The organism is Pseudomonas sp. AMR01 (assembly GCF_041946035.1).
Taxonomy (GTDB): domain Bacteria; phylum Pseudomonadota; class Gammaproteobacteria; order Pseudomonadales; family Pseudomonadaceae; genus Aquipseudomonas; species Aquipseudomonas antarctica_B.
The window spans coordinates 258,928-276,871 of the sequence record NZ_JAUTYR010000002.1; the positions used below are offsets into that span (position 1 = coordinate 258,928).

The 17,944-nt window shown below is 52.6% G+C and carries 13 protein-coding genes; 4 read left to right on the forward strand and 9 right to left on the reverse strand.

Going from position 1 to position 17,944, the window contains the following annotated elements; all coding sequences use genetic code 11:
- Positions 1-100: 100 nt before the first annotated feature.
- Positions 101-2,005, forward strand: coding sequence for an ATP-dependent endonuclease (locus tag Q7C20_RS03100; RefSeq protein WP_375065292.1), 1,905 nt, complete (start codon positions 101-103; stop codon positions 2,003-2,005).
- Positions 2,002-3,675, forward strand: a complete 1,674-nt coding sequence (locus Q7C20_RS03105) for a UvrD-helicase domain-containing protein (protein WP_375065294.1) — start codon at positions 2,002-2,004, stop codon at positions 3,673-3,675. Before Q7C20_RS03100 ends, Q7C20_RS03105 begins: the two co-directional genes overlap by 4 nt.
- Positions 3,676-3,796: 121 nt before the next feature.
- Here the strand turns inward: Q7C20_RS03105 and Q7C20_RS03110 are convergent, their stop codons facing one another.
- From Q7C20_RS03110 to Q7C20_RS03120, 3 genes are all read right to left on the reverse strand, one after another.
- Positions 3,797-4,726 carry a hypothetical protein gene (locus Q7C20_RS03110; RefSeq protein WP_375065296.1) on the reverse strand — a complete coding sequence of 310 codons (930 nt, stop codon included), beginning with the start codon at positions 4,724-4,726 and terminating at the stop codon, positions 3,797-3,799.
- On the reverse strand, positions 4,689-5,318 hold the full coding sequence (locus Q7C20_RS03115; RefSeq protein ID WP_375065298.1) for a histidine phosphatase family protein: 630 nt from the start codon (positions 5,316-5,318) through the stop codon (positions 4,689-4,691). Before Q7C20_RS03115 ends, Q7C20_RS03110 begins: the two co-directional genes overlap by 38 nt.
- Positions 5,319-5,418: 100 nt before the next feature.
- Positions 5,419-5,772: a hypothetical protein gene (locus Q7C20_RS03120; RefSeq protein WP_078803863.1), complete on the reverse strand. Its 354-nt coding sequence runs from the start codon at positions 5,770-5,772 to the stop codon at positions 5,419-5,421.
- A gap of 139 nt (positions 5,773-5,911) precedes the next feature.
- Here Q7C20_RS03120 and Q7C20_RS03125 point away from each other — a divergent pair, with 139 nt between their 5' ends.
- Complete coding sequence (locus Q7C20_RS03125) at positions 5,912-6,259, forward strand: helix-turn-helix domain-containing protein (RefSeq protein WP_375065300.1); 348 nt, start codon at positions 5,912-5,914, stop codon at positions 6,257-6,259.
- Positions 6,260-6,325: 66 nt separating this feature from the next.
- On the opposite strand, the gene Q7C20_RS03130 is transcribed toward Q7C20_RS03125, so the two are convergent.
- The 4 genes from Q7C20_RS03130 to Q7C20_RS03145 form a co-directional block, all read right to left on the reverse strand.
- Positions 6,326-7,219, reverse strand: a complete 894-nt coding sequence (locus Q7C20_RS03130; RefSeq protein WP_375065302.1) for a hydrolase or metal-binding protein — start codon at positions 7,217-7,219, stop codon at positions 6,326-6,328.
- Positions 7,220-7,293: 74 nt separating this feature from the next.
- A complete protein-coding gene (locus Q7C20_RS03135) occupies positions 7,294-8,298 on the reverse strand; it encodes a YqaJ viral recombinase family protein (RefSeq protein WP_375065304.1) in 1,005 nt (334 codons plus the stop codon).
- 79 nt (positions 8,299-8,377) lie between these two features.
- Positions 8,378-9,346: a DUF932 domain-containing protein gene (locus Q7C20_RS03140; protein WP_375065306.1), complete on the reverse strand. Its 969-nt coding sequence runs from the start codon at positions 9,344-9,346 to the stop codon at positions 8,378-8,380.
- 92 nt (positions 9,347-9,438) lie between these two features.
- Entirely contained in the window at positions 9,439-9,711 is a 273-nt protein-coding gene (locus Q7C20_RS03145) for a hypothetical protein (protein ID WP_375065308.1), read from the reverse strand.
- Between the two features lie 451 nt (positions 9,712-10,162).
- Here Q7C20_RS03145 and Q7C20_RS03150 point away from each other — a divergent pair, with 451 nt between their 5' ends.
- Positions 10,163-13,102 carry a DEAD/DEAH box helicase gene (locus Q7C20_RS03150; RefSeq protein WP_375065310.1) on the forward strand — a complete coding sequence of 980 codons (2,940 nt, stop codon included), beginning with the start codon at positions 10,163-10,165 and terminating at the stop codon, positions 13,100-13,102.
- 525 nt (positions 13,103-13,627) lie between these two features.
- Here Q7C20_RS03150 and Q7C20_RS03155 read toward each other — a convergent pair.
- Positions 13,628-16,024, reverse strand: coding sequence for a DUF262 domain-containing protein (locus tag Q7C20_RS03155; protein ID WP_375065313.1), 2,397 nt, complete (start codon positions 16,022-16,024; stop codon positions 13,628-13,630).
- Positions 16,021-17,817 (reverse strand): DUF262 domain-containing protein, encoded by a 1,797-nt coding sequence (locus Q7C20_RS03160; protein WP_375065315.1) that lies wholly within the window; start codon positions 17,815-17,817, stop codon positions 16,021-16,023. The genes Q7C20_RS03155 and Q7C20_RS03160 overlap by 4 nt, the downstream gene beginning before the upstream one ends.
- Positions 17,818-17,944 lie beyond the last annotated feature (127 nt).

The following is a 17,944-nucleotide window of genomic DNA, read 5'->3' on the forward strand; positions in this document are numbered from 1 at the left end:
ATTTGCAACCTTACTGCCAACCTTCTGATTTTCATTGGCATGGTCGGCGGCGTGTGCTGAGTAGCGCGAGCTGTAAGTAACAACAAGGAAGATAAACAGTATGAAGCTACAGACGCTGCGCCTATCGAGTTTTCAATCTTACGGCCCTGGAACTACTGAGGTCGGCCTCGAAGCCATTACCTACTTGATCGGTCCTAATGGTTCTGGCAAGACAGCTGCGCTCCAAGCACTATGCCGCCTGTTCGCTTTTGATCCGTCTCAGCGTCGTATCCAGCGTTCTGACTTCCACATCCCATTTGATGAAGAGGTTATTCCGGAAGAGCGGCAGCTTTGGATTGAAGCAGATTTCCTTTTCCCTGAACTGACGCGGGATGAAGACAACAACACGGTTGCTCCTCATTTTGGTCACATGCGCCTAGACGAACCGGATGGTATTCCGCGAGTGCGTTTCCGCCTTAGTGCAGCGATGGGGCTCGATGGCGACATCGAAGAAACCTTTGTTTATGTACTGGACGTCAATCTAGATGGTTCTCCGCTCACCACTGCGCAAGTGCCGCGAGCCGAACGCAGCCATATACATGTCCACTACTTGCCCGCACGACGTGACCCTGCCGATCACATCGCTTATGGAGCCAACGCATTGCTTGGGCGGATACTCCGAGCCGTGCAATGGGACAAAGAGCGAGACGTCATTAAGGGGCTCACAGACGGCATAAGCGATAGCTTGGCATCCAACCCATCAGTCAATGTGTTCAGCGAGCAGTTGAAAGCGACATGGGCATCGCTGCACAAAGGCAGTTTCTTTGCCGAACCCAAAGTTACCTTTGTAGCCTCTGAGATTGAGGCCTTGTTGCGGCATATGTCCGTCTCGTTCACGCCAGGGCATGATGAAAGCTTGGTCGATTTTTCTCGGCTGAGTGATGGCCAGAAGTCGATGCTCTATCTGTCTCTTGTGCTGTCGTCGCAGGCTATAGGTCGCGCCGTTTTAGCAGAGAAAGACAAGTCCTTCGATCCTGACAAGCTGCGCCCCCCGGTTTTTACACTGGTTGCCGTTGAAGAGCCTGAGAACAGTCTTTCCCCGCACTATTTGGGACGGATTGTCAGTGCTTTGAATGCCATGACAAGCCAAGGCGATGCTCAAGCCCTCATCGCTACGCATGCACCTTCCATGCTTCGGCGCGTCGAACCTGAGCACATCCGCTACTTGCGGCTGACTGAGGCGCGACAATCGCGCGTAACCTGCATTCAGTTGCCTGAAAAAACAGACGATGCACACAAATTCGTGCGCGAGGCAGTGCAGGTATTCCCTGAAGTTTACTTCTCTCGATTGGTTGTCCTTGGCGAAGGGGACAGCGAGGAGATCGTATTGCCACGTCTATTGCGGGCCAAAGGCGCGCCGATTGATGAGTCAGCTGTCGTGATAGCACCGCTGGGGGGCCGGCACGTCAACCATTTTTGGCGTCTGCTGGAGGCTCTGCAGATTCCATATCTAACGTTGCTGGATTTCGATGTGGCCCGCCATCAGGCAGGGTGGGGTCGGTTCAAATACGTAAACGATCAGTTGCGGGTGTTTCGAGCGGATAAGGTCCTTCCGAAAGATCATGGAATTCCCAAGTGGAACTCCGATGAGCATAAGGTGCGTGAACATCCCGGTTATTTAGCGGCTTTTGAGGCGCGAGGCATCTATTTCTCCAATCCACTGGATCTCGATTTCTCGATGCTTCTCGCTTACCCAGATGCTTATGGCGTTGAACTGGAGATACCAGATGCTGGTGTTATCAAGGCTGTTCTCGGGAAAAGCCATCACGACTCATCTCAATACAGTGACGACGAACTCAAGCTGTTTGGCACCTACCATCAGTGCTTCAAGCTTGGCAGTAAGCCCGCGGCGCATATCAGTGCACTTGCTCAATTAAGTGACCAGGAGTTGCTTGAAAAAATGCCTGCATCCCTGAGTCGGCTGACAGATGCTGTCATCGCCCAGCTAGCGGACCTGCCGGAATGATTGCAGTCGAAGCCTGGCAGCCTGCTGATGGGCTGACGCTTGAACCGAATGCCCTCCTCGCAGCCAAGGAACAGAAGCAGTGTCTTGCCCTGACTGCAGGACCTGGTGCCGGCAAGACGGAGATGCTTGCACAGCGAGCAGATTTTCTTTTACGCACCGGCACTTGTCGTTATCCAAAGCGGATACTAGCCATCTCGTTCAAAGTTGATGCCAGCAAGAACCTGAAAGAGAGGGTTCAGCGTCGCTGTGGCACTGATCTGGCTTCTCGCTTTGATAGCTTTACCTTCCATGCCTTTGCTAAACGGATAATCGATCGGTTTCGGCCAGTTCTGGTGGGGAAAGATGCTCTGGACGCGGGTTACAAAATCACCGATAGGAAGGTAGAGCCCTCCCGAAATCAAATTGTGTTCGGTGACTTGGTGCCGTTGGCTATAAAGATACTGCAGACGTCTAAAGTGGCCCGGAACGCCATTCGCCAAACCTATAGCGATGTTTTTTTGGATGAGTTTCAGGACTGTACCAATCTGCAGTACGACCTAATAAAGCTTGCCTTTCAGGGCACCAGCATACGTCTCACAGCCGTTGGTGATACCAAACAAAAAATTATGGGCTGGGCCGGAGCCCTTGATGGCATCTTTGAAACCTTCGCTGCTGATTTTGCTGCAGTACCGCTCAACATGTACCGAAATTTCCGTTCTCTGCCTCGCTTACTTCGAGTGCAGAACGAGATCATCCGTGTTCTTGATCCTGCGTCAGCTATGCTCGGCGAGCAGCTTGCCGGTGATGAAGGTGAGGTTTTCGCGTGGCAATTTGAGGACAGCCACAGAGAGGCTGAGTGCTTGGCGGATTTGATTGCCAACTGGATAAGGGTTGACCAGCTCCCCCCCTCCGAAATCGCGGTGCTGGTTTCCAAACAGTTGGAGTTATATGCCGACCATCTCATGGCTGAGTTAGAGGTGCGGGGCATTCCTTTTCGTAACGAACAACAGATGCAGGACATCACGGTCGAACCGGCAGCTCGCTTGATCGTGGACTATTTGTCCTGTCTTTATGGCCAGCGTGAGCCCAAAGCCTGGGTTCGGTTGATGAATCAGTTGATCCCTTTCGCGGATGATGAAATCCAATCCAGCACTCGCAAGGATGTAGACCGATTGATCAAGCGTCAGCGGAAAGAAGCTGATGTAGCGGAGCTTCTTGACGTGCCGTATTCAGGTTGGTGGGAGGCCGTTCGGGCGTTCTTGAAACAAGTTAGTATCGAAACCCTGAGCGCGCTTTCCCCGGACTATGAGTCTTACGACAGGCTTAAGGATGTTATTCGGGATACTAGATTGCGTATTGAGGAATTGCTCAAAATTGAACCTGATCTGCCCAAGGCCCTTGAGCGTTTTTCGGATGACCAGGCGGTACGCATCATGACGATGCACAAGAGCAAGGGATTGGAGTTCGATTCGGTCATCCTCCTTGGCGTCGAAAACCAGACATTCTGGGGAAAGGCAGACGAAGAGCGTTGTGCTTTCTTTGTTGGCGTATCACGGGCCAAGCGTCGATTGATTATGACCGTTAGTGAGCACCGTGAAACGCCCCCATCCAAGCCATACAGATGGATTGAGCAACGAGTGCCACATGCAGAGTTTCTCAGCTATGCTGGCCCGTTTTTGAGTGATGAATAAAGATCAGAGAACTACTGAAGTATTATCTGGTAGCTTGTGCTTCGATCTTTGCTTCGCTTTTTAGCAACGATTTTCTTAAGAAGAAAAAATAAAGGCATGGGGCGAATCCCATGCCTTCTTTTTAGTGAATTCCTATTGGCTTGTCGTTTTTGTCATAGCAAATCGGATGTTCGCAGTACCCGCCTGCATTTAGTACTTCCAGTTCGTAAACCGCTGGCAGGTATTGCTTGAGCTCCGCCTTTGGAAGGTGCTTTCCATTGATTTTGCATTCATCGTCTGCACGCGGGTTGCACCAGGCTTCTTTTACTTCAATGGCTTTTGTGGGTTTTGTCATTGGTGTCTTTTCGACCTGTGGCGCGTCATCGACTGACGAATCCCTCGCTGCATTCGCATCCAACGAGTAGGTAGCAATAGCGTCTTTTGCGCTCGTTTTGCTGATGCCGTGATCTAGCAAAAAGCCCTGAAGTATTTTTCGGGATTGAGCATAGGTAACCTCTTTCCCCTTTTTATTTGGTCCACCATCCATGCGATAGGCAATCGGATAACCATCTTCACTTTCATAGATGTAATAGTAAATAGAGAGACTAAAGCTGAGGTCTTGGCCGTACATGCCATAGATGCCTGAGCCATTGGACGCACGGCAAGTACCTCGCAGGCATTTGCCGCTGATGTGGTTGCTGAAGGTGACGTTGCGCTGCTGCTGTGCATTCCACTGAGTAATATTTCTTGGAATGCTATACCAGGTGCAGCGGTAGAATTTTGCCCCATACTGGTTTTTGGCCTCTGCGCACGGAATGGCATACGGTAAATCGTTCATGGTTTGTTCATTCGGCAACATGGGTGGATACATGTACCCGTAGTCAACTTCGGCTTGTGCGTTCAATGAAAGTGCAAGCGCCAAGCAGCCTGCTGCTTTGAGTGCAACTGATTTTATATTCACTGTCTTAAACTCAGGGTGGGAGGAGGGAAACGGTTGGATTCTTTTGTAAGTTCTTTGTGAATGGCTTTTGGTGTTAAATCGGCGATGGGTGTTTAGGGATGTCGTCAGCATTTAACGTGCCGACAATCTGTATTTCATTTTTGCTTGTAGTTTTTGCAAATAGGAGGCTCCCGTATTCGGGGCTCCATGAATGTCTGTGTCCGCTGGATCTTATTAAATTTTTCATGCAGGTGTTGTGGGTTATCACTATAAGATTTCTGCCGGAGTTCTTGTGTTCGAGTAGCTTATCCACGATGTCGTTTCCGCAAATGGCCTCTCTATCGGATAGCAGGCTCGCTTTGCCTAGCATGAAGTCGGATGTTTGAACTGTTCTAGTCATTGGGCTGGTGAAAATATCAGCATCGTCAAAATCAAAGTGTGCTTTTAAACGAATGCCTGTTTCTTTTGCTCTCTCGCTTCCAAGAGCTGTGATTCCTTCGTCTGGGCCTAAGCAGGGGTTGTTTGAACGATCACAGCGCTCTTCGTGCCTTATTAACAAAATAACGTTCCCACTTTTCCAGTGTTCAGAAAGTCCAGAGTCGATTAGTTTTTTATGTGAGTCTAAATTTTCTACGGTGTTTCTTGTAAAAGCTTCGTAAGCAAAAAATGTTGCGCTTATAAAACTAGTGCTTAGTATTATTTTTGGTAGGCTGATATTTACCATTTGGAATGTCCAATATTTTAATTCTTATTGGTTGCGGTCGGTATTCATAGGCTTTTTGAGCGTGAGCGTGAGTGCGAGCGCGGGCTGACGGTGTTGATTGCTATTTTTTGTAGATGACTTTCAGTTTTTTATTAACGTAGTCTTTTATGATTTCGTAGTCGGGGTTGTAGGTGGCTAGAGTATGGCCAGTACTGGCGACGGTAGCCGCAGCGGCTAATACGACCCCAACAGGCAGAGATGCAGCTCCAATTACAGCGCCCAATATACCGCCTTGAGCGATAGCGCTTTTCACGTCGCTTTTGATTCGACACTTCAGTCCCTGGCTTTCAATCTTGGTTTCGACAAGTTTGATACCTGGCATGAAGTTACCTCTGAGGCCATGGATCTCGAAGGACGTTTTGCTTCTCACGAGGTCTTCAATCTGCGATTCGTTCAGGCCTTTTATGACATTCATGGTTTTTCTGAGCTCCTTGCAAGAGGTGGTAGTCAAAAAGATGGGTTGGATATCAACCTTTAGAGGTGAGTTTCGGCCTGTAAGGTCCTTCATGTCAACGGGTTGATGGTCAACCATCCAGGTTGGACCGGAGGGTGGCATGTCAAAAACCAAATCGAAGCAGCTGGCAGAACTCGTTGGGCAGGCGATTGCCCGCCAGCGCGTTCGTTGCAAACTGAACCAGGAGCAGGTTGCGGAAAAGCTTGGAATTGGAAGCGAGGCTGTATCCCGTATCGAGCGCGGAATTGTCATGCCTAACATCGAGCGCTTGGTTGAGTTGGCGGCAGTTTTTGGTTGTGAAACCGCTGACTTGCTGACCGAAGGGAGTTCTCGCCCAGAGGACCAGGCGCGCAGGCTTTATGGTTTACTCTCCAGACTTGGGGCGCATGACCGCGACTTTGTCCTGGATATGGTGGAGCGTCTTATCACTAGACTTGATCGCGGCTGATTGGCTCAATCATGAGGGGCCCAGAGCTTTTGCCTCGCCGATGTCCTCAGCACAGGCAGGTTTGACTTAGTTGGCCTGCGAAGCGAGAGATTCCAACTTGTCCGCAAGGGAGTTGGTCGTTGGTAGCGACTCACCTTGGCTTTTGGTGCTAGCGGCCTCCGTGTCTCCAAAGAACTCCTCGATTACGACGTGACTGTCCTCCTCGCTGTCTTCGAAGGCGCCATTGCCGAAACCCCGGCGAGCGGCGTCATCCAGAGCCGTCTGGTCGAAACCAACTGCTATGCGCTGTGTATCAAGTTCGCTCGCCTTCTGTAGTGCTTCGGTCATGTCCATGCCACTACGTACCGTGAGGTCGACGTAGAAAATCGGAGTACCGTGGCTCTGGCGAGTGGACTTGCCGCGTAGACGCAGCTCCAGCGGTATGCAGGCCAGTCGACCGCCTGAGATTGCTTGGAAGTAATGTAGACGAGCGGCGAGGGTGCGAATGCTATTGAAACCGGTGGTGCGGAACACAAAGCTACCCAGCGAATCCTCATCACCAATGATCACATTCAGTCGGCCGTAAGGCCTACAGGCACCTCCCTTGGCCAGTAGGCAAGCATCCGGCGAAGGGCAGGGCAGCGACTGCATGCCGTCCTGGGTCATGCGTTTGCAGGTTTCGCCGTTGCCGACACATAGCGGGCGTCCGGATTGCCGGTCGAACAGGGTGTAGTCTGCCCGGAAGTTTAGCTCCGGTTCGTTGAACAATAGACGTACTGGAATGCTACGCAGTTTGTCCTCCTTACCCTGGCGCAGTTCTTCGTTAAGTGGGTGTAGTAACCAGCCATCCCTGCTTTGCACCTGTGAGGTGATGGTAAATTGATCGTCTTTCTCCGGTAGGCGCTTACCGTTTTTCTCGACGATTTTGCCAATGGAAATACGTCCGAGCACGGGCGGTGTAATGACCAGGCCTTTGAGCATGGTGCTTCTCCTTGGAAGTGAAAATGGCCACCCGAAAACTGAATCTCGTAAAGATGGCCAGATAGGAAAAAAGATCAGTTGATAAGGAAGCGGCGGCTGCCTTCCTTGCGCCTGCTGAAGCGGACTTGCAAATAGGGCTTCTCCTTCAGCAGGCGCTCGACATCGAGCACGGTGCTGTCTTTGGAGCGTTTCCAACTGATAAAGCCACTGCTGAACTGCGCACGTGTGGCTTCGCCCATGGCTTGCAGCAGGATCTGTTTCAGTTGAGATTCGCGGCTTTCTTTTGCCGTAATGGACTGCCGAACAGCTTTGAGCTCCAAGTAGGTCGCGGCCAATCCAGCATTGGCGCTGAAGTCCACGGTTCGGCCGTTGTCCTGAGGGTAGAGGCAACGCAGTGCCTCTTCAGATGAGGCGCTACCATCGACGGGAGGTGGGGTGTCGGTTTGTACGTAATGCCAGAATTTGCGTTCCAGTTCGATCAGGCGAGCAATCATCTGCTCGTCCCGTTCGATGCGGTAGATTTCTAAATGCTGGCCACCCAGTAGAACTGCAACATCAGCCGCCTGCTTGCCGGTGACGGCCAGCTGGTGCATGACCTGCAATTGCACATACTCGGGCACGCCTTCTTTCCAGAGGCGTGCTCCGTTTATGCCGGCAGTCTTGCATTCAAGGATTTGTACATCGTCGGCACCGTTCACTTCGCGGTCGATATTGGCGAGCATCCAGGGCAGTTCTGGATCAGGGTGCTGTAGCACGGCGTTAATTCGTCGCACCTTCTTACCGGTGCGTTTGCTGTAGTGCCAGGCCACGATGGGCTCCAGCACATTGCCCCAGTAGGCAGGGCTTTCCTCATCATGAGGGTCTATTTTCGCTAACGTGGCATCCCGTCCCGTCTTTTCAAGCCACAACTCCAACTGCGATTTATAAGGGTTCAGTCCAACTGCTGCGCCTGCGTCCGAGCTGCCGATGCCTTGTTTACGCACAGCGAGCCAGTCTTCACGGGGGAGCTCCTTGGTGCCGATTAAACGAAGGGCCGGACGGATCTTGTAAGCATTTTCATTTCTAGTAATCGCTTTCATAAGGGATACCTTGCGGACATAAAAACGCCCGTTGAGCTGGATGCTGAACGGGCGTTATGGTTGAAGGGGAGAGGGCATTTCAGGCCGCGAGTTGCAGGGCTGCCTCCAATGCTCTTTGCTTGATTTGCGCCCCCTGGCCGAACCAAGCGGAGTCCATGCGGTACTCGTTGCTACGTGCTCTGCGCTCGTGGTCGACATACTCGGTCACGGCGTTGAGCAGACCCCAGGCAGTGCCTTGCGCCGACTCAAGCGTTGCGCCACGTCCGCGTCCTTCGTACAGGCTTTGTACTTTGCGCAGGGCACGTTCGTTGGGGAGGACTTCAGGTAATTTGCTGTTCGGCGTTACTTCACACAGCACGTTCATGAAGAACCCCATAGCTTCATGCCACTGAACTTTGCGCTCGGCCAGCACGCGCATGCGATACATGAACTCGTCCCATTGCGAGACAGCAACACCCAGTTGCTTTTTGACGACTTGTGGGTCGAAACGGGTGCTGTGAGGTACCTTGATGGCGCGTGTGGTGCCATCTAAAGCGATGGTCAAAGTGTTGTTGCAGACCACGCGAACGGTGGTCGGCGTGGCGGTAGTGGCTAGCGTTCCGTCGCAAGAAGTCGCAAGCAACAAATAGCCATTAACCTGATCGTTGCCCTTCAATGCGGTGTTTTGACCAGTTCGCGCTAGCGCCCAGAACTTACGACCGCCCTTGAGCACGCCCGCGGTTTCCAACTCATAGCCGGACACCTCGGTCAGGTCTCGATAGAACTCCATCACCTCGCGCGGCTGGACAATTTGATATCGGTTGGAAACCACTGACAGCGGTGCTTTGGTGTCGGAGCGGTACAGCACCTTTTGTTCCGGGAATGGGTGAATTGATCCCAGATGGCCGATAGCGTCGGCTTTGAAGTGCACCGGGCTTTCCTGGATCTGCCAGTCCATACCGGCTTCACACTGCCAGATTTCAATCGGCTGTTTTTGCGTCAGCTGATTGCCGAGGCCATGCCATGGAGTCGCGCCCATGTAAGCCATTTGTTCGATTTGATGAGCCATGGTTGTAATTCCTTTATGTGCAAGCCGGCATAAAGCGCCACGCATCGCGTGGCACTGTCCGGGCGTATTAAAAGATTGGGGTAGAAGACGGTTTAAGCAGGCAGGTTGAAGCGATGCCCACAGATCAGGCAGAGGTTGTGGGCGAGTACATGGCGGTCAAGCTTGTCGCCGAGTTGAGCGCCTAATGCACAGCCGCCAGCGCCGCCAACAAGCCCTCCGAGGATGGCGCCGGAGACGGCTCCGAGAGTGACGCCGAACGGGCCGGCGACTGCGCCGACGGTAGCACCCGCCTGACCGCCAGCAAGCGCTGCACTGACGCCGCGCGCTGCTCCGCCGACCGTACCGATGGCCGCTGCAATTTTCATGGCTTGGTGAAAGGAAGCGATTTTGGGTGAGTTACATCGAGGGCACTGCAATGACATGGTTTGAGGCTCCATGGTGGGGGTGTCATAGCAGTGATGTAGGGTTAAGTTTTTTTCGAATCGAATATGCGTTTTTGATGAATGATTTGATCGGTACGGTAGTTGACGACTCAGCGCAGTCTACAGCCGAATCAATGCGCATCGGGGGCGTGGCCCACAGCAGACTTGACATGCCAGGCGTATCCAAGAGGCAGAGAGGTGAGCCCGCTTGCACTTGCGCAGGAGGCAAGCTGGGCGAAACCAAAACCGAGCGGGCACTACAGTCAGGCAACCCTGCGCGCGGCTCGACTGGTTTGTACTTATGTCTAAGTGGTTAAGGCCATGCAAGCAATAGGGGGCGTGCTACTATATCGCCACCCTCTCCCAAAAGTTTTTCTGCCTCTAGGTTATCGCCATGGACGATGTAGTCATAACGCATTTGGATGTGTACCAGAGCTGGAAAAACCATCTCTTCAATTTCAGTCTCGACGATCCCAAGACGAACGCACCAGGGCTGCGCAAGCCGCAACTGGCTGCGCTTTACGCCACTTTGGGGCATCTGGTGGTTGATCCCGCTTCGACCGCCACAGTGGTCATGCCGACCGGTACGGGGAAGACCGACACCATGCTCGCGCTGATCATCGCTGCGAGGATGGCCAGAACCTTGATCCTGGTTCCCTCGGACGCCCTCAGGACGCAGTTGGTGGGTAAGTGCACGGAGATGAAGACGCTTCGCACCGTGGGGGCGGTATCGGACAAGGCGCGCAATCCTATTGTTGCAGCCATCGATTCGAAGCTGTCTGAGGCGCAGGTTGCAGAATTAGCTACTGCCAACATCATTGTGGCCACTCCCCAGGCCTTGCTGCAATTCGAAGATGCTGCTTTGGGGGCGCTGGTGAACATATGCTGCCACCTGATGATCGATGAGGCTCACCATGTCGTGGCAGCGAGTTGGAACCGAATCAAAACCGCCTTCAGAGGCAAACCTTGTATTCAGTTCACAGCGACGCCATTCCGGGAGGATGGTCTGGCTCTGGCCGGCAAGATCATTTACAACTATCCGCTCCGAGATGCGCAGCTTGATGGCTATTTCAAAGGCATCGAGTTCCATCCGGTGCGAGAATACAACCTCAAGCTTTCTGATCAGGCCATCGCGGACAAGGCTGTTGAGCTGCTTAGGGCTGACCTCAAGGCTGGGTACAACCACTTGATGATGGTGCGGGCCAAGTCGCACAAGCGGGCAATAGACTTGTTTGAGATTTACAAGCAGCACCCTGACCTCACGCCAGTCCTGATTCACAGTAAGGTGCCGAACCAAGCCGGGGTGATGGCTGAAATCGTCAAAAAGAAGCACCGGATCATCGTCTGTGTCGACATGCTTGGCGAAGGCTTCGATCTGCCCGAGCTCAAAATCGCCGCTATTCATGATCAACACCAAAGCCCGGCAGTGACGCTCCAATTCATTGGCCGGTTGACGAGGGTTGATGCCGCTCTTGGTGATGCCAAGTTCGTGGCGAACATCGCCAACCAGAAGACCGACCACCAGATGGCCGACCTCTATAAAGAGAGTGCTGACTGGGGTGCAGTCATTCGCAACGTGAGCGAGCAAAAGATCGACCGGGAGATTGAGAAAGCGGACTTCAACGAGCAGTTTGCTGACGGTGACGATGCTCAGGTGATTTTTGGGCTGAACCCGAACCCCAAAATCAGCGCCGTGGCGTACCACGTCTCTCCCAAAGACTGGACACCGCAGCGAGCGCAGGGTCTGGATGGGCGCAGAGAGACACTTCAGTACATCTCGATCAATGATCAGGCGGATACCGTTATTGTCGTGACTCGGCGAGAGACGCTGGTTGGTTGGGCTCAGACCGAAGAAATCGTCGATACCAACTGGAATCTATACATCGCTTTCTATGATAAGGCGCAGAAAACCCTGTTCATTCACACCTCTGGTGACGACACTCAGGCAGCTCGCTTTCTTAACCTGGTAACCAAAGACTCTCGTCGCATCAATGGTGAGCCGACCTTCCGTACGCTCCACGACATTAAGCTGATGAAGCTGCAGAACGTTGGCCTTTCCCGCGCCCGGAAAGACCTGCGGTTTACGATGCACGTGGGACGCGATATCAACCAGGTAATTAGCGACATTGAGAGGGGCAATGCGACAAAATCCAACATCTTCGCCACCGGTTTTGAGGATGGTGAGCGAACCACGGTTGGCTGCTCGCATAAAGGCAAGATCTGGGAGATGAACTCCTCTCCGATCAACTACTGGGTCGAGTGGTGCAAGCGTATGTCGGTCAAACTCAACGACAACACCATCGACCCTGGTGACGTACTCAAAAATGTCATGCGTGCTGACCAAATCAAGGACACATGGCCAGAAGGCCTGTTCTACGCCGACTGGCCTGTGTCGATCGCGATCGAAAACGAGCAAAGGATATCGCTGTATTTTCAGGGAGAGACTTTCAACCTTCTCGACGTTGAGCTAGGTAAGCCTGAGTACCGTAGTGCGCAGACGCTGGAGATCCCGGTTTTGGTCGAGGGTAACGATGGCGAGGAGCGTCGCCTCACTACCATAGCAATCAAGTTGTTGGAGGACGGATACAAGACCTCCTGTCCAGGTGTGAAGATACTTTACCCCCACGAGATGCCACTGGACTCGTACCTGGATGCAGAGCCGCTTGTATTGCTCAAGGTCGACGGCTCCATGGTGCAAGGTAACTACCGTCAGTACTCGCTCAACAGCATGGATGTAAAACTGCCTACCGGTTTGCTCGAAACCTGGGATTGGGGAACAACGAAAATCCATCAAGAGTCCATGCGTGCAGAGCGACGTAATGACTCAGTACAAGGCTTTACCTTTGACAGGATCGCTGATGACTACTCCATTGTCTTCAACGATGATGGCAAAGGCGAAATCGCTGATCTGGTGGCAATTAGGGAAAACAAGGGCGCCATCTACGTCGACCTTTACCACTGCAAATTCTGCCCTATGACGAATGGCGTGGCCGCGCCCGGGGCGCGCGTCGCCGACGTCTATGAGGTATGCGGTCAGGCGTCGAGATCAGTGAAATGGCTGTACACGGGCGATAAGTTCTTCAACCGACTGATGGATCGTTACCAGCAATCACTGCTGAAGGACTTTGATCGAATCCTGAAAGGCACGCCTCAGCAGTTGGAAATATTGCGCAACAAATGCCACGACCATGAGCTGATCTTCAAATTTGTGATCGTCCAACCCGCGATATCGGCGAAAAGGGTGTCGAAGGAGCAGTTGACCGTATTGGGAACGAGCTACTCATACATCAAGAGCATCTCGGGCTCGGACGTCAAGGTCATTGTCAGCCCTTAATTGACGTGCACCTGCGGAATCGCAGCTGACATCCGCTGATGTCATGCTGTGATCCGTACCTCCGATACTGACTTCGCGTTTGCCATCACAAGCTTGTGGCAGCCTAAGCGTTCTAAATTCCCAAGGTGCTCAAAACCGGACTGGAAATCGTGTTTCTACGCGAAATCCACATCTGCAGACGTGCCGATAAACTTCAGATTTAACGTAGACGCGACACTTCAATTTTGGCGAAGCGTTTTTACACACTCTGGGCCGGTTAGCGACGGCCTGAATTCAACCGTCGCTATGCATGGTCTGAATCGCCCCTGGTTCCGTAGTTAGTTGTGACCTTAGACTCTTGGTTATTTATTGCCAGCTTTTGGCTGGAAGCAGGCCTGGCCCGAACGCCCTCTTCTGGCCGGTACCTACCTGTCTTCATAGGAAGGATGCGACGCTTAACCGATACCCATCCTTGGGCATCGGGCTATGTCGGAAGTATCAGCTCCTACCTAGTAACAGACATTACCTCACAAAGTATCAGCCACACTAGGCTTCCAAACCCTTGATCGCTCGGGCTATGGCCCGCAGGGTGATGTGGATGCGTTCTCGTGGGACATTTAGTTTGAGGTCTTCCTTTTGCACGTCAAACTTGAAGGTCTCAGACAGCAGTTTTTCCAGAGCAGGTATGGGCTTGAGTTGTTTTCTAAGCGCTTGAATCGTGAAGTACCCAGAGTCTGAATAGATCCAGAAGTACAGGTCGCAGCTCCGAAATGTGAGGGCAAGACACACAGTAGGCTCGAATTCTGAGCCACTGACAGGCTGGTAACTAATTTTCCGCAGCGGCAAGAGCCCTTTTTTGAATGGCTCTGCATCAAGCTCCACTGACAGGTGAAAGCTGAACAGCTCCGCATGCATCCCGCTCATGCGGCTTTTCTTGAGCAGGTAGATGCAGCCGTCCTCCCTGCGCAATGCATGCTCACCGCAATAGTGGAATACAGCTGGTGTATTCACCATTATCTGGCGCCACTGCTCAAGGCCTTCGGCATTGGCAATCAGCTCATCTAGTTGATCCTCAAGAGGCCCGTCAGGATTGATCCGCTCTAATAGCAACTGCAAAAGGGCTCGCGCTTCCTGTACATTTCCTCCAGCCCCGCCGCGTAACAGCCGCTTCCAACTAGCCTGCTCCGACGTGGGGTTGACCAGGAACGAATAGTTATAGCCGCTGCGCAGCAGGTAATCGCCCAATGAAAGCAAGGCACGTTCCCAGCGGAAGTCCGGCAGACTGTTCAGGCCACGCGCACTGAACATCTTTTCCGCTTTGTTCAGGTAGCTCGAAAAGCTTTGTTGAAGCGCAAGATGTTCGCTTGGCTTCCACTGCGCCCGCTCGGTGTTACGTCGCTTGGCCACCGCGCCACTGAACTCCAGTAGAAATTCGATCTGGCCTTTAAAGTAACCGTGTTTTTCCGCTCGTTCGATCTGCTTGCGCCAGCCAATATGGGCTAGCAACAGTTCGGCCTTGAACTGCTCTTCGCTGATTTGTTGTAGGGAGAAACCGGTTGTTGGTTTTTCGGTGCTCGCAAAGTAGCCGAGGATATTGTCAGCATGGGGCAGCAGGGCCCGGACAGCCAGAAGGCTGCGTTGCATGTCTGAGGGGCGGTCATAGCTTGTGTTGGTCGACAGGTTGAAAATTACCCGCATCCACTCCAGCAGCGCCTGAGGTTCGAGCTCGTCACCTGCCGCTCTAATGAAGGCGACGTAGGCGAACAACTGAACAAGGTCGGTATAGGCTAAGACTGCGGGGTCACTAACCAGATGTTGGAACAGGACCTCCTCATTGAAATATGGGTTTTCTGGCAATAGTGGCGTGAACTGATTCTCCTGAGCGCTCCATGTCTCGAGAAGCAACATAAGGGTGGTAGAGAAGTCGCGCTCCAGCCATCCAGCCTTGTGATACAGGGGGTAAGCCGACTTCAGTGGCTTGCTTCTGAAGGTACTAATCTCCTCCAGATAGCTCGAAGGTTCCGGGTCGCGGCAGATAAACGCTACGGCATGAAAGAAGTTCATGATTGCATCGTCGTAAAGGTGGGTTTCCTGGTCACGATACGCCCAAAAGAAATCGGCCCAGCGCGTATCCATACGTCGTGCAAAGTAATCAGCGACGGTGAATACATGGTCGCCGATGTACTTGGTCTCATCGGCGAATTGGCTCTTGAGCTCGTGCTCGTATCGGGCTTTGAATGTCTCGAAAGCCGTCAGCGGTTTGCCCCGGGCGTTCATCTTGATGTACAGATCATCGGATAGCCCGAAATGGTCTAGATCAAGCAACTGAAAGGTGATCACTGGTTGCTTTACGTCCATCAACCGTGTGTAGGCTCCTTTGATGTTGGCAAAGTGCTGGTGGATAGCGTCGAGCATAGTCAGGCAAGACTGGATCGTCGGGTCCAGGCGCCAATATCGGAAAAACCAGGCCTGATTGGTGATCAGACTGGACAATGAATATCCGACAGCGGCCTCGTGCGCAGGCCAGAACTTCACTAAAGCATCGAAAAACTCGGCGCTGCTCGGGCGTACTTTGTAGGAGAAACGTGAGTCTTCGCCTTCGCAAAATGCTTGGTGAAACTCGTCCTGACTGCCATCTCGCCAAGCCAAATACCAGTGCAATAAAAATAGTGTGGTCAGCCGCTGCTGGCCATCAAGTGGTAAAAAGCGGTTCGACTCTCCGTCTCTCTCTACGCTCCCATAGATGAAGTCTAGGTTCAGTGGAAGGGCAGGGTCATTCGGCACCAGCGCAAATGCCTGCTTCAGAGTACCTAGAAACTCTTCACGTATTTCTTCGGCTGCTGGGCGGCCCTGAGCATAGTCGCGTTGGATCATCGGGATCTGAATGCGCTGATGGCGGCTCAGCAGCTGTTTCAGGGTAATCTGACTGCTGGAGTCGCTCATTGTGTAATCTCCTTGGGTGCACTAAAGAAGCGTACGAGTGCTTGGGTGATTTCGGCCTGGTAGGCTTCTCGGTCTTCCTTGCTCCAAAACATCACGTTGTCAGCTTGAGGGCTGTAGCATTTGAGGAACACATTGCGGGTGCACAGCGGTACAAAAATCCCTGATTGGTCTAGGGCCAGCAGCGCTTTGCGCTTGACGGCGAACACAGCGTTCTTGTAACCACGGTTCGTGCCTTTATCCAGCAGGGCCAAGTTGGAGATACCATGGTCGGTCGGCGTTTCGTCGTTTTCCTGGAAGAAGGCCAACAGCTTTTTGTACAAAACTTCGAATGCTTCGTCCGAGTGGGCTTTCTTCGATTGTTTGATAAACGCATGAATGCTGTTCAGCAGTTGCTTCACCTGCGTCACTTGGTCATCGATATTTTGGGCTTCCAAGTAGCCCGCACACAGATTTAGCCAGTTCACCTGGTCATGCGGACGTATAGGGCGGCTAGAGGCAATCGAGCGTACGTGCTCGATGTCCCACTCACCATTTTTGAAACTGTCGAACTGGAAGCGCAAGTTAGAGCGTGGGCTGTCCAGGAGGGTCGCCACGTTGAATAACAATAGTAGCGAGCGAATACTCGACGAATGACGGCCGTACTCCAGCTCTTCGAGACGTTCGCTGATACACGTTTTCAGCGATCCGGGCGTCAGGATGTCGAGGTCTTCGTCACCGATGGTGCGAGCAAACACGGCTTTGCGCAGCTTACGTTCGAATGCGCTTTTTGTGGTCTGTAGTGACAGTTCGCAGATGCGCGTGACATCCATACCCTGATGAATCAGAAACCCGACAATGTGGTATAGCGTGCGGTCTTCAAACCATTCCTCCAGCATCATGAACGTCTGCTTGATGCGCAGCCATTCTTTCGACGTAGCACCTGATATTTTTAGCTTCTTGCTGTAGGCATGAAAGATGCTGTGCTCGTCATGGTCCGTACCATTGCCAAAGCCATCAGATTTGGCTACCAACTCGAAGAGTAGGCCGATGCGATTCTGAGATCGGCTCTGCTGGTTACTAAGGAAGTACCAGAAATCATCGGCCTGTAAGGCTTTTTCCAACTGATCCCATTCGTGAGCGATCCTCATTTGCCGGCCAGCGGCATCTGGATCGTTATCATCACCACGCTTGAGGAAAAGGGCGCGGATCAGTTCGTCGTCGGTCAGGGCAATCTTGCCCACGTTCAAGCGAGTGAAGGCATCTACAGCATTGTCCTGAGCCGCTAGTTCAAACCAGATTACCCGGGTTTTGTTAAGCAGCGCAGACTTGATCTCGTCTACTTCGTGGGCTCGAGTGCTGAACCACGCCTCAATGGTGCTGATGGCATTGAACAGGTAGAAGTAATCGACGTTTGTGTTTGCGTCGGTCTCATTGGGCTCATCAAGGAACGCCAACAGGTGAGGTCGTGTTTCGTAGTTGAGGGTGAATAGCTTCTGTCGGTACTTCTCCGTCTGTCTTTCATTGAAGTGACGCAGAATTAATAGAAGCGTGGTCAGCCGCTGCTGACCATCGACTACCTCGAATGGGCCTTGCTCAGTGGATTTGATCACCAGTGGCTGCAGGCAATAAAACTCCTCTGGCTGGGGGTTACGGCGCTGGCTGAACTCGCGGATATCTTCCAGTAACTGGGTAACCTGCAGAGGCTTCCATCGGTAACCTCGCTGGTAGGCAGGAATCCAGAATTGTGTCGACTTGCCATCTTCGTCGGCGAGTAGTTCATGTATCGGTTTGAGGCGCAAATCGGAATGGTTCATTCGAATCCTTTCGGGGCGGCACAACGCGGTGCGGCGAAACTATAAAGGCGGTATGCCATCATTATGCATGTCCTATGCTGGCGAAGCAGCAGAAGGGTCGATATTCATAACGCTGCATTGCATGGGT

What these genes read in the sequence shown, in the direction of transcription:
- Q7C20_RS03100 (WP_375065292.1), top strand. Translation starts at nt 101, where the DNA reads ATGAAGCTACAGACGCTGCGCCTATCGAGTTTTCAATCTTACGGCCCT.
- Q7C20_RS03105 (WP_375065294.1), top strand. Translation starts at nt 2,002, where the DNA reads ATGATTGCAGTCGAAGCCTGGCAGCCTGCTGATGGGCTGACGCTTGAA.
- Q7C20_RS03110 (WP_375065296.1), bottom strand. Translation starts at nt 4,726, where the DNA reads ATGCTGACGACATCCCTAAACACCCATCGCCGATTTAACACCAAAAGC.
- Q7C20_RS03115 (WP_375065298.1), bottom strand. Translation starts at nt 5,318, where the DNA reads ATGGTAAATATCAGCCTACCAAAAATAATACTAAGCACTAGTTTTATA.
- Q7C20_RS03120 (WP_078803863.1), bottom strand. Translation starts at nt 5,772, where the DNA reads ATGAATGTCATAAAAGGCCTGAACGAATCGCAGATTGAAGACCTCGTG.
- Q7C20_RS03125 (WP_375065300.1), top strand. Translation starts at nt 5,912, where the DNA reads ATGTCAAAAACCAAATCGAAGCAGCTGGCAGAACTCGTTGGGCAGGCG.
- Q7C20_RS03130 (WP_375065302.1), bottom strand. Translation starts at nt 7,219, where the DNA reads ATGCTCAAAGGCCTGGTCATTACACCGCCCGTGCTCGGACGTATTTCC.
- Q7C20_RS03135 (WP_375065304.1), bottom strand. Translation starts at nt 8,298, where the DNA reads ATGAAAGCGATTACTAGAAATGAAAATGCTTACAAGATCCGTCCGGCC.
- Q7C20_RS03140 (WP_375065306.1), bottom strand. Translation starts at nt 9,346, where the DNA reads ATGGCTCATCAAATCGAACAAATGGCTTACATGGGCGCGACTCCATGG.
- Q7C20_RS03145 (WP_375065308.1), bottom strand. Translation starts at nt 9,711, where the DNA reads ATGAAAATTGCAGCGGCCATCGGTACGGTCGGCGGAGCAGCGCGCGGC.
- Q7C20_RS03150 (WP_375065310.1), top strand. Translation starts at nt 10,163, where the DNA reads ATGGACGATGTAGTCATAACGCATTTGGATGTGTACCAGAGCTGGAAA.
- Q7C20_RS03155 (WP_375065313.1), bottom strand. Translation starts at nt 16,024, where the DNA reads ATGAGCGACTCCAGCAGTCAGATTACCCTGAAACAGCTGCTGAGCCGC.
- Q7C20_RS03160 (WP_375065315.1), bottom strand. Translation starts at nt 17,817, where the DNA reads ATGAACCATTCCGATTTGCGCCTCAAACCGATACATGAACTACTCGCC.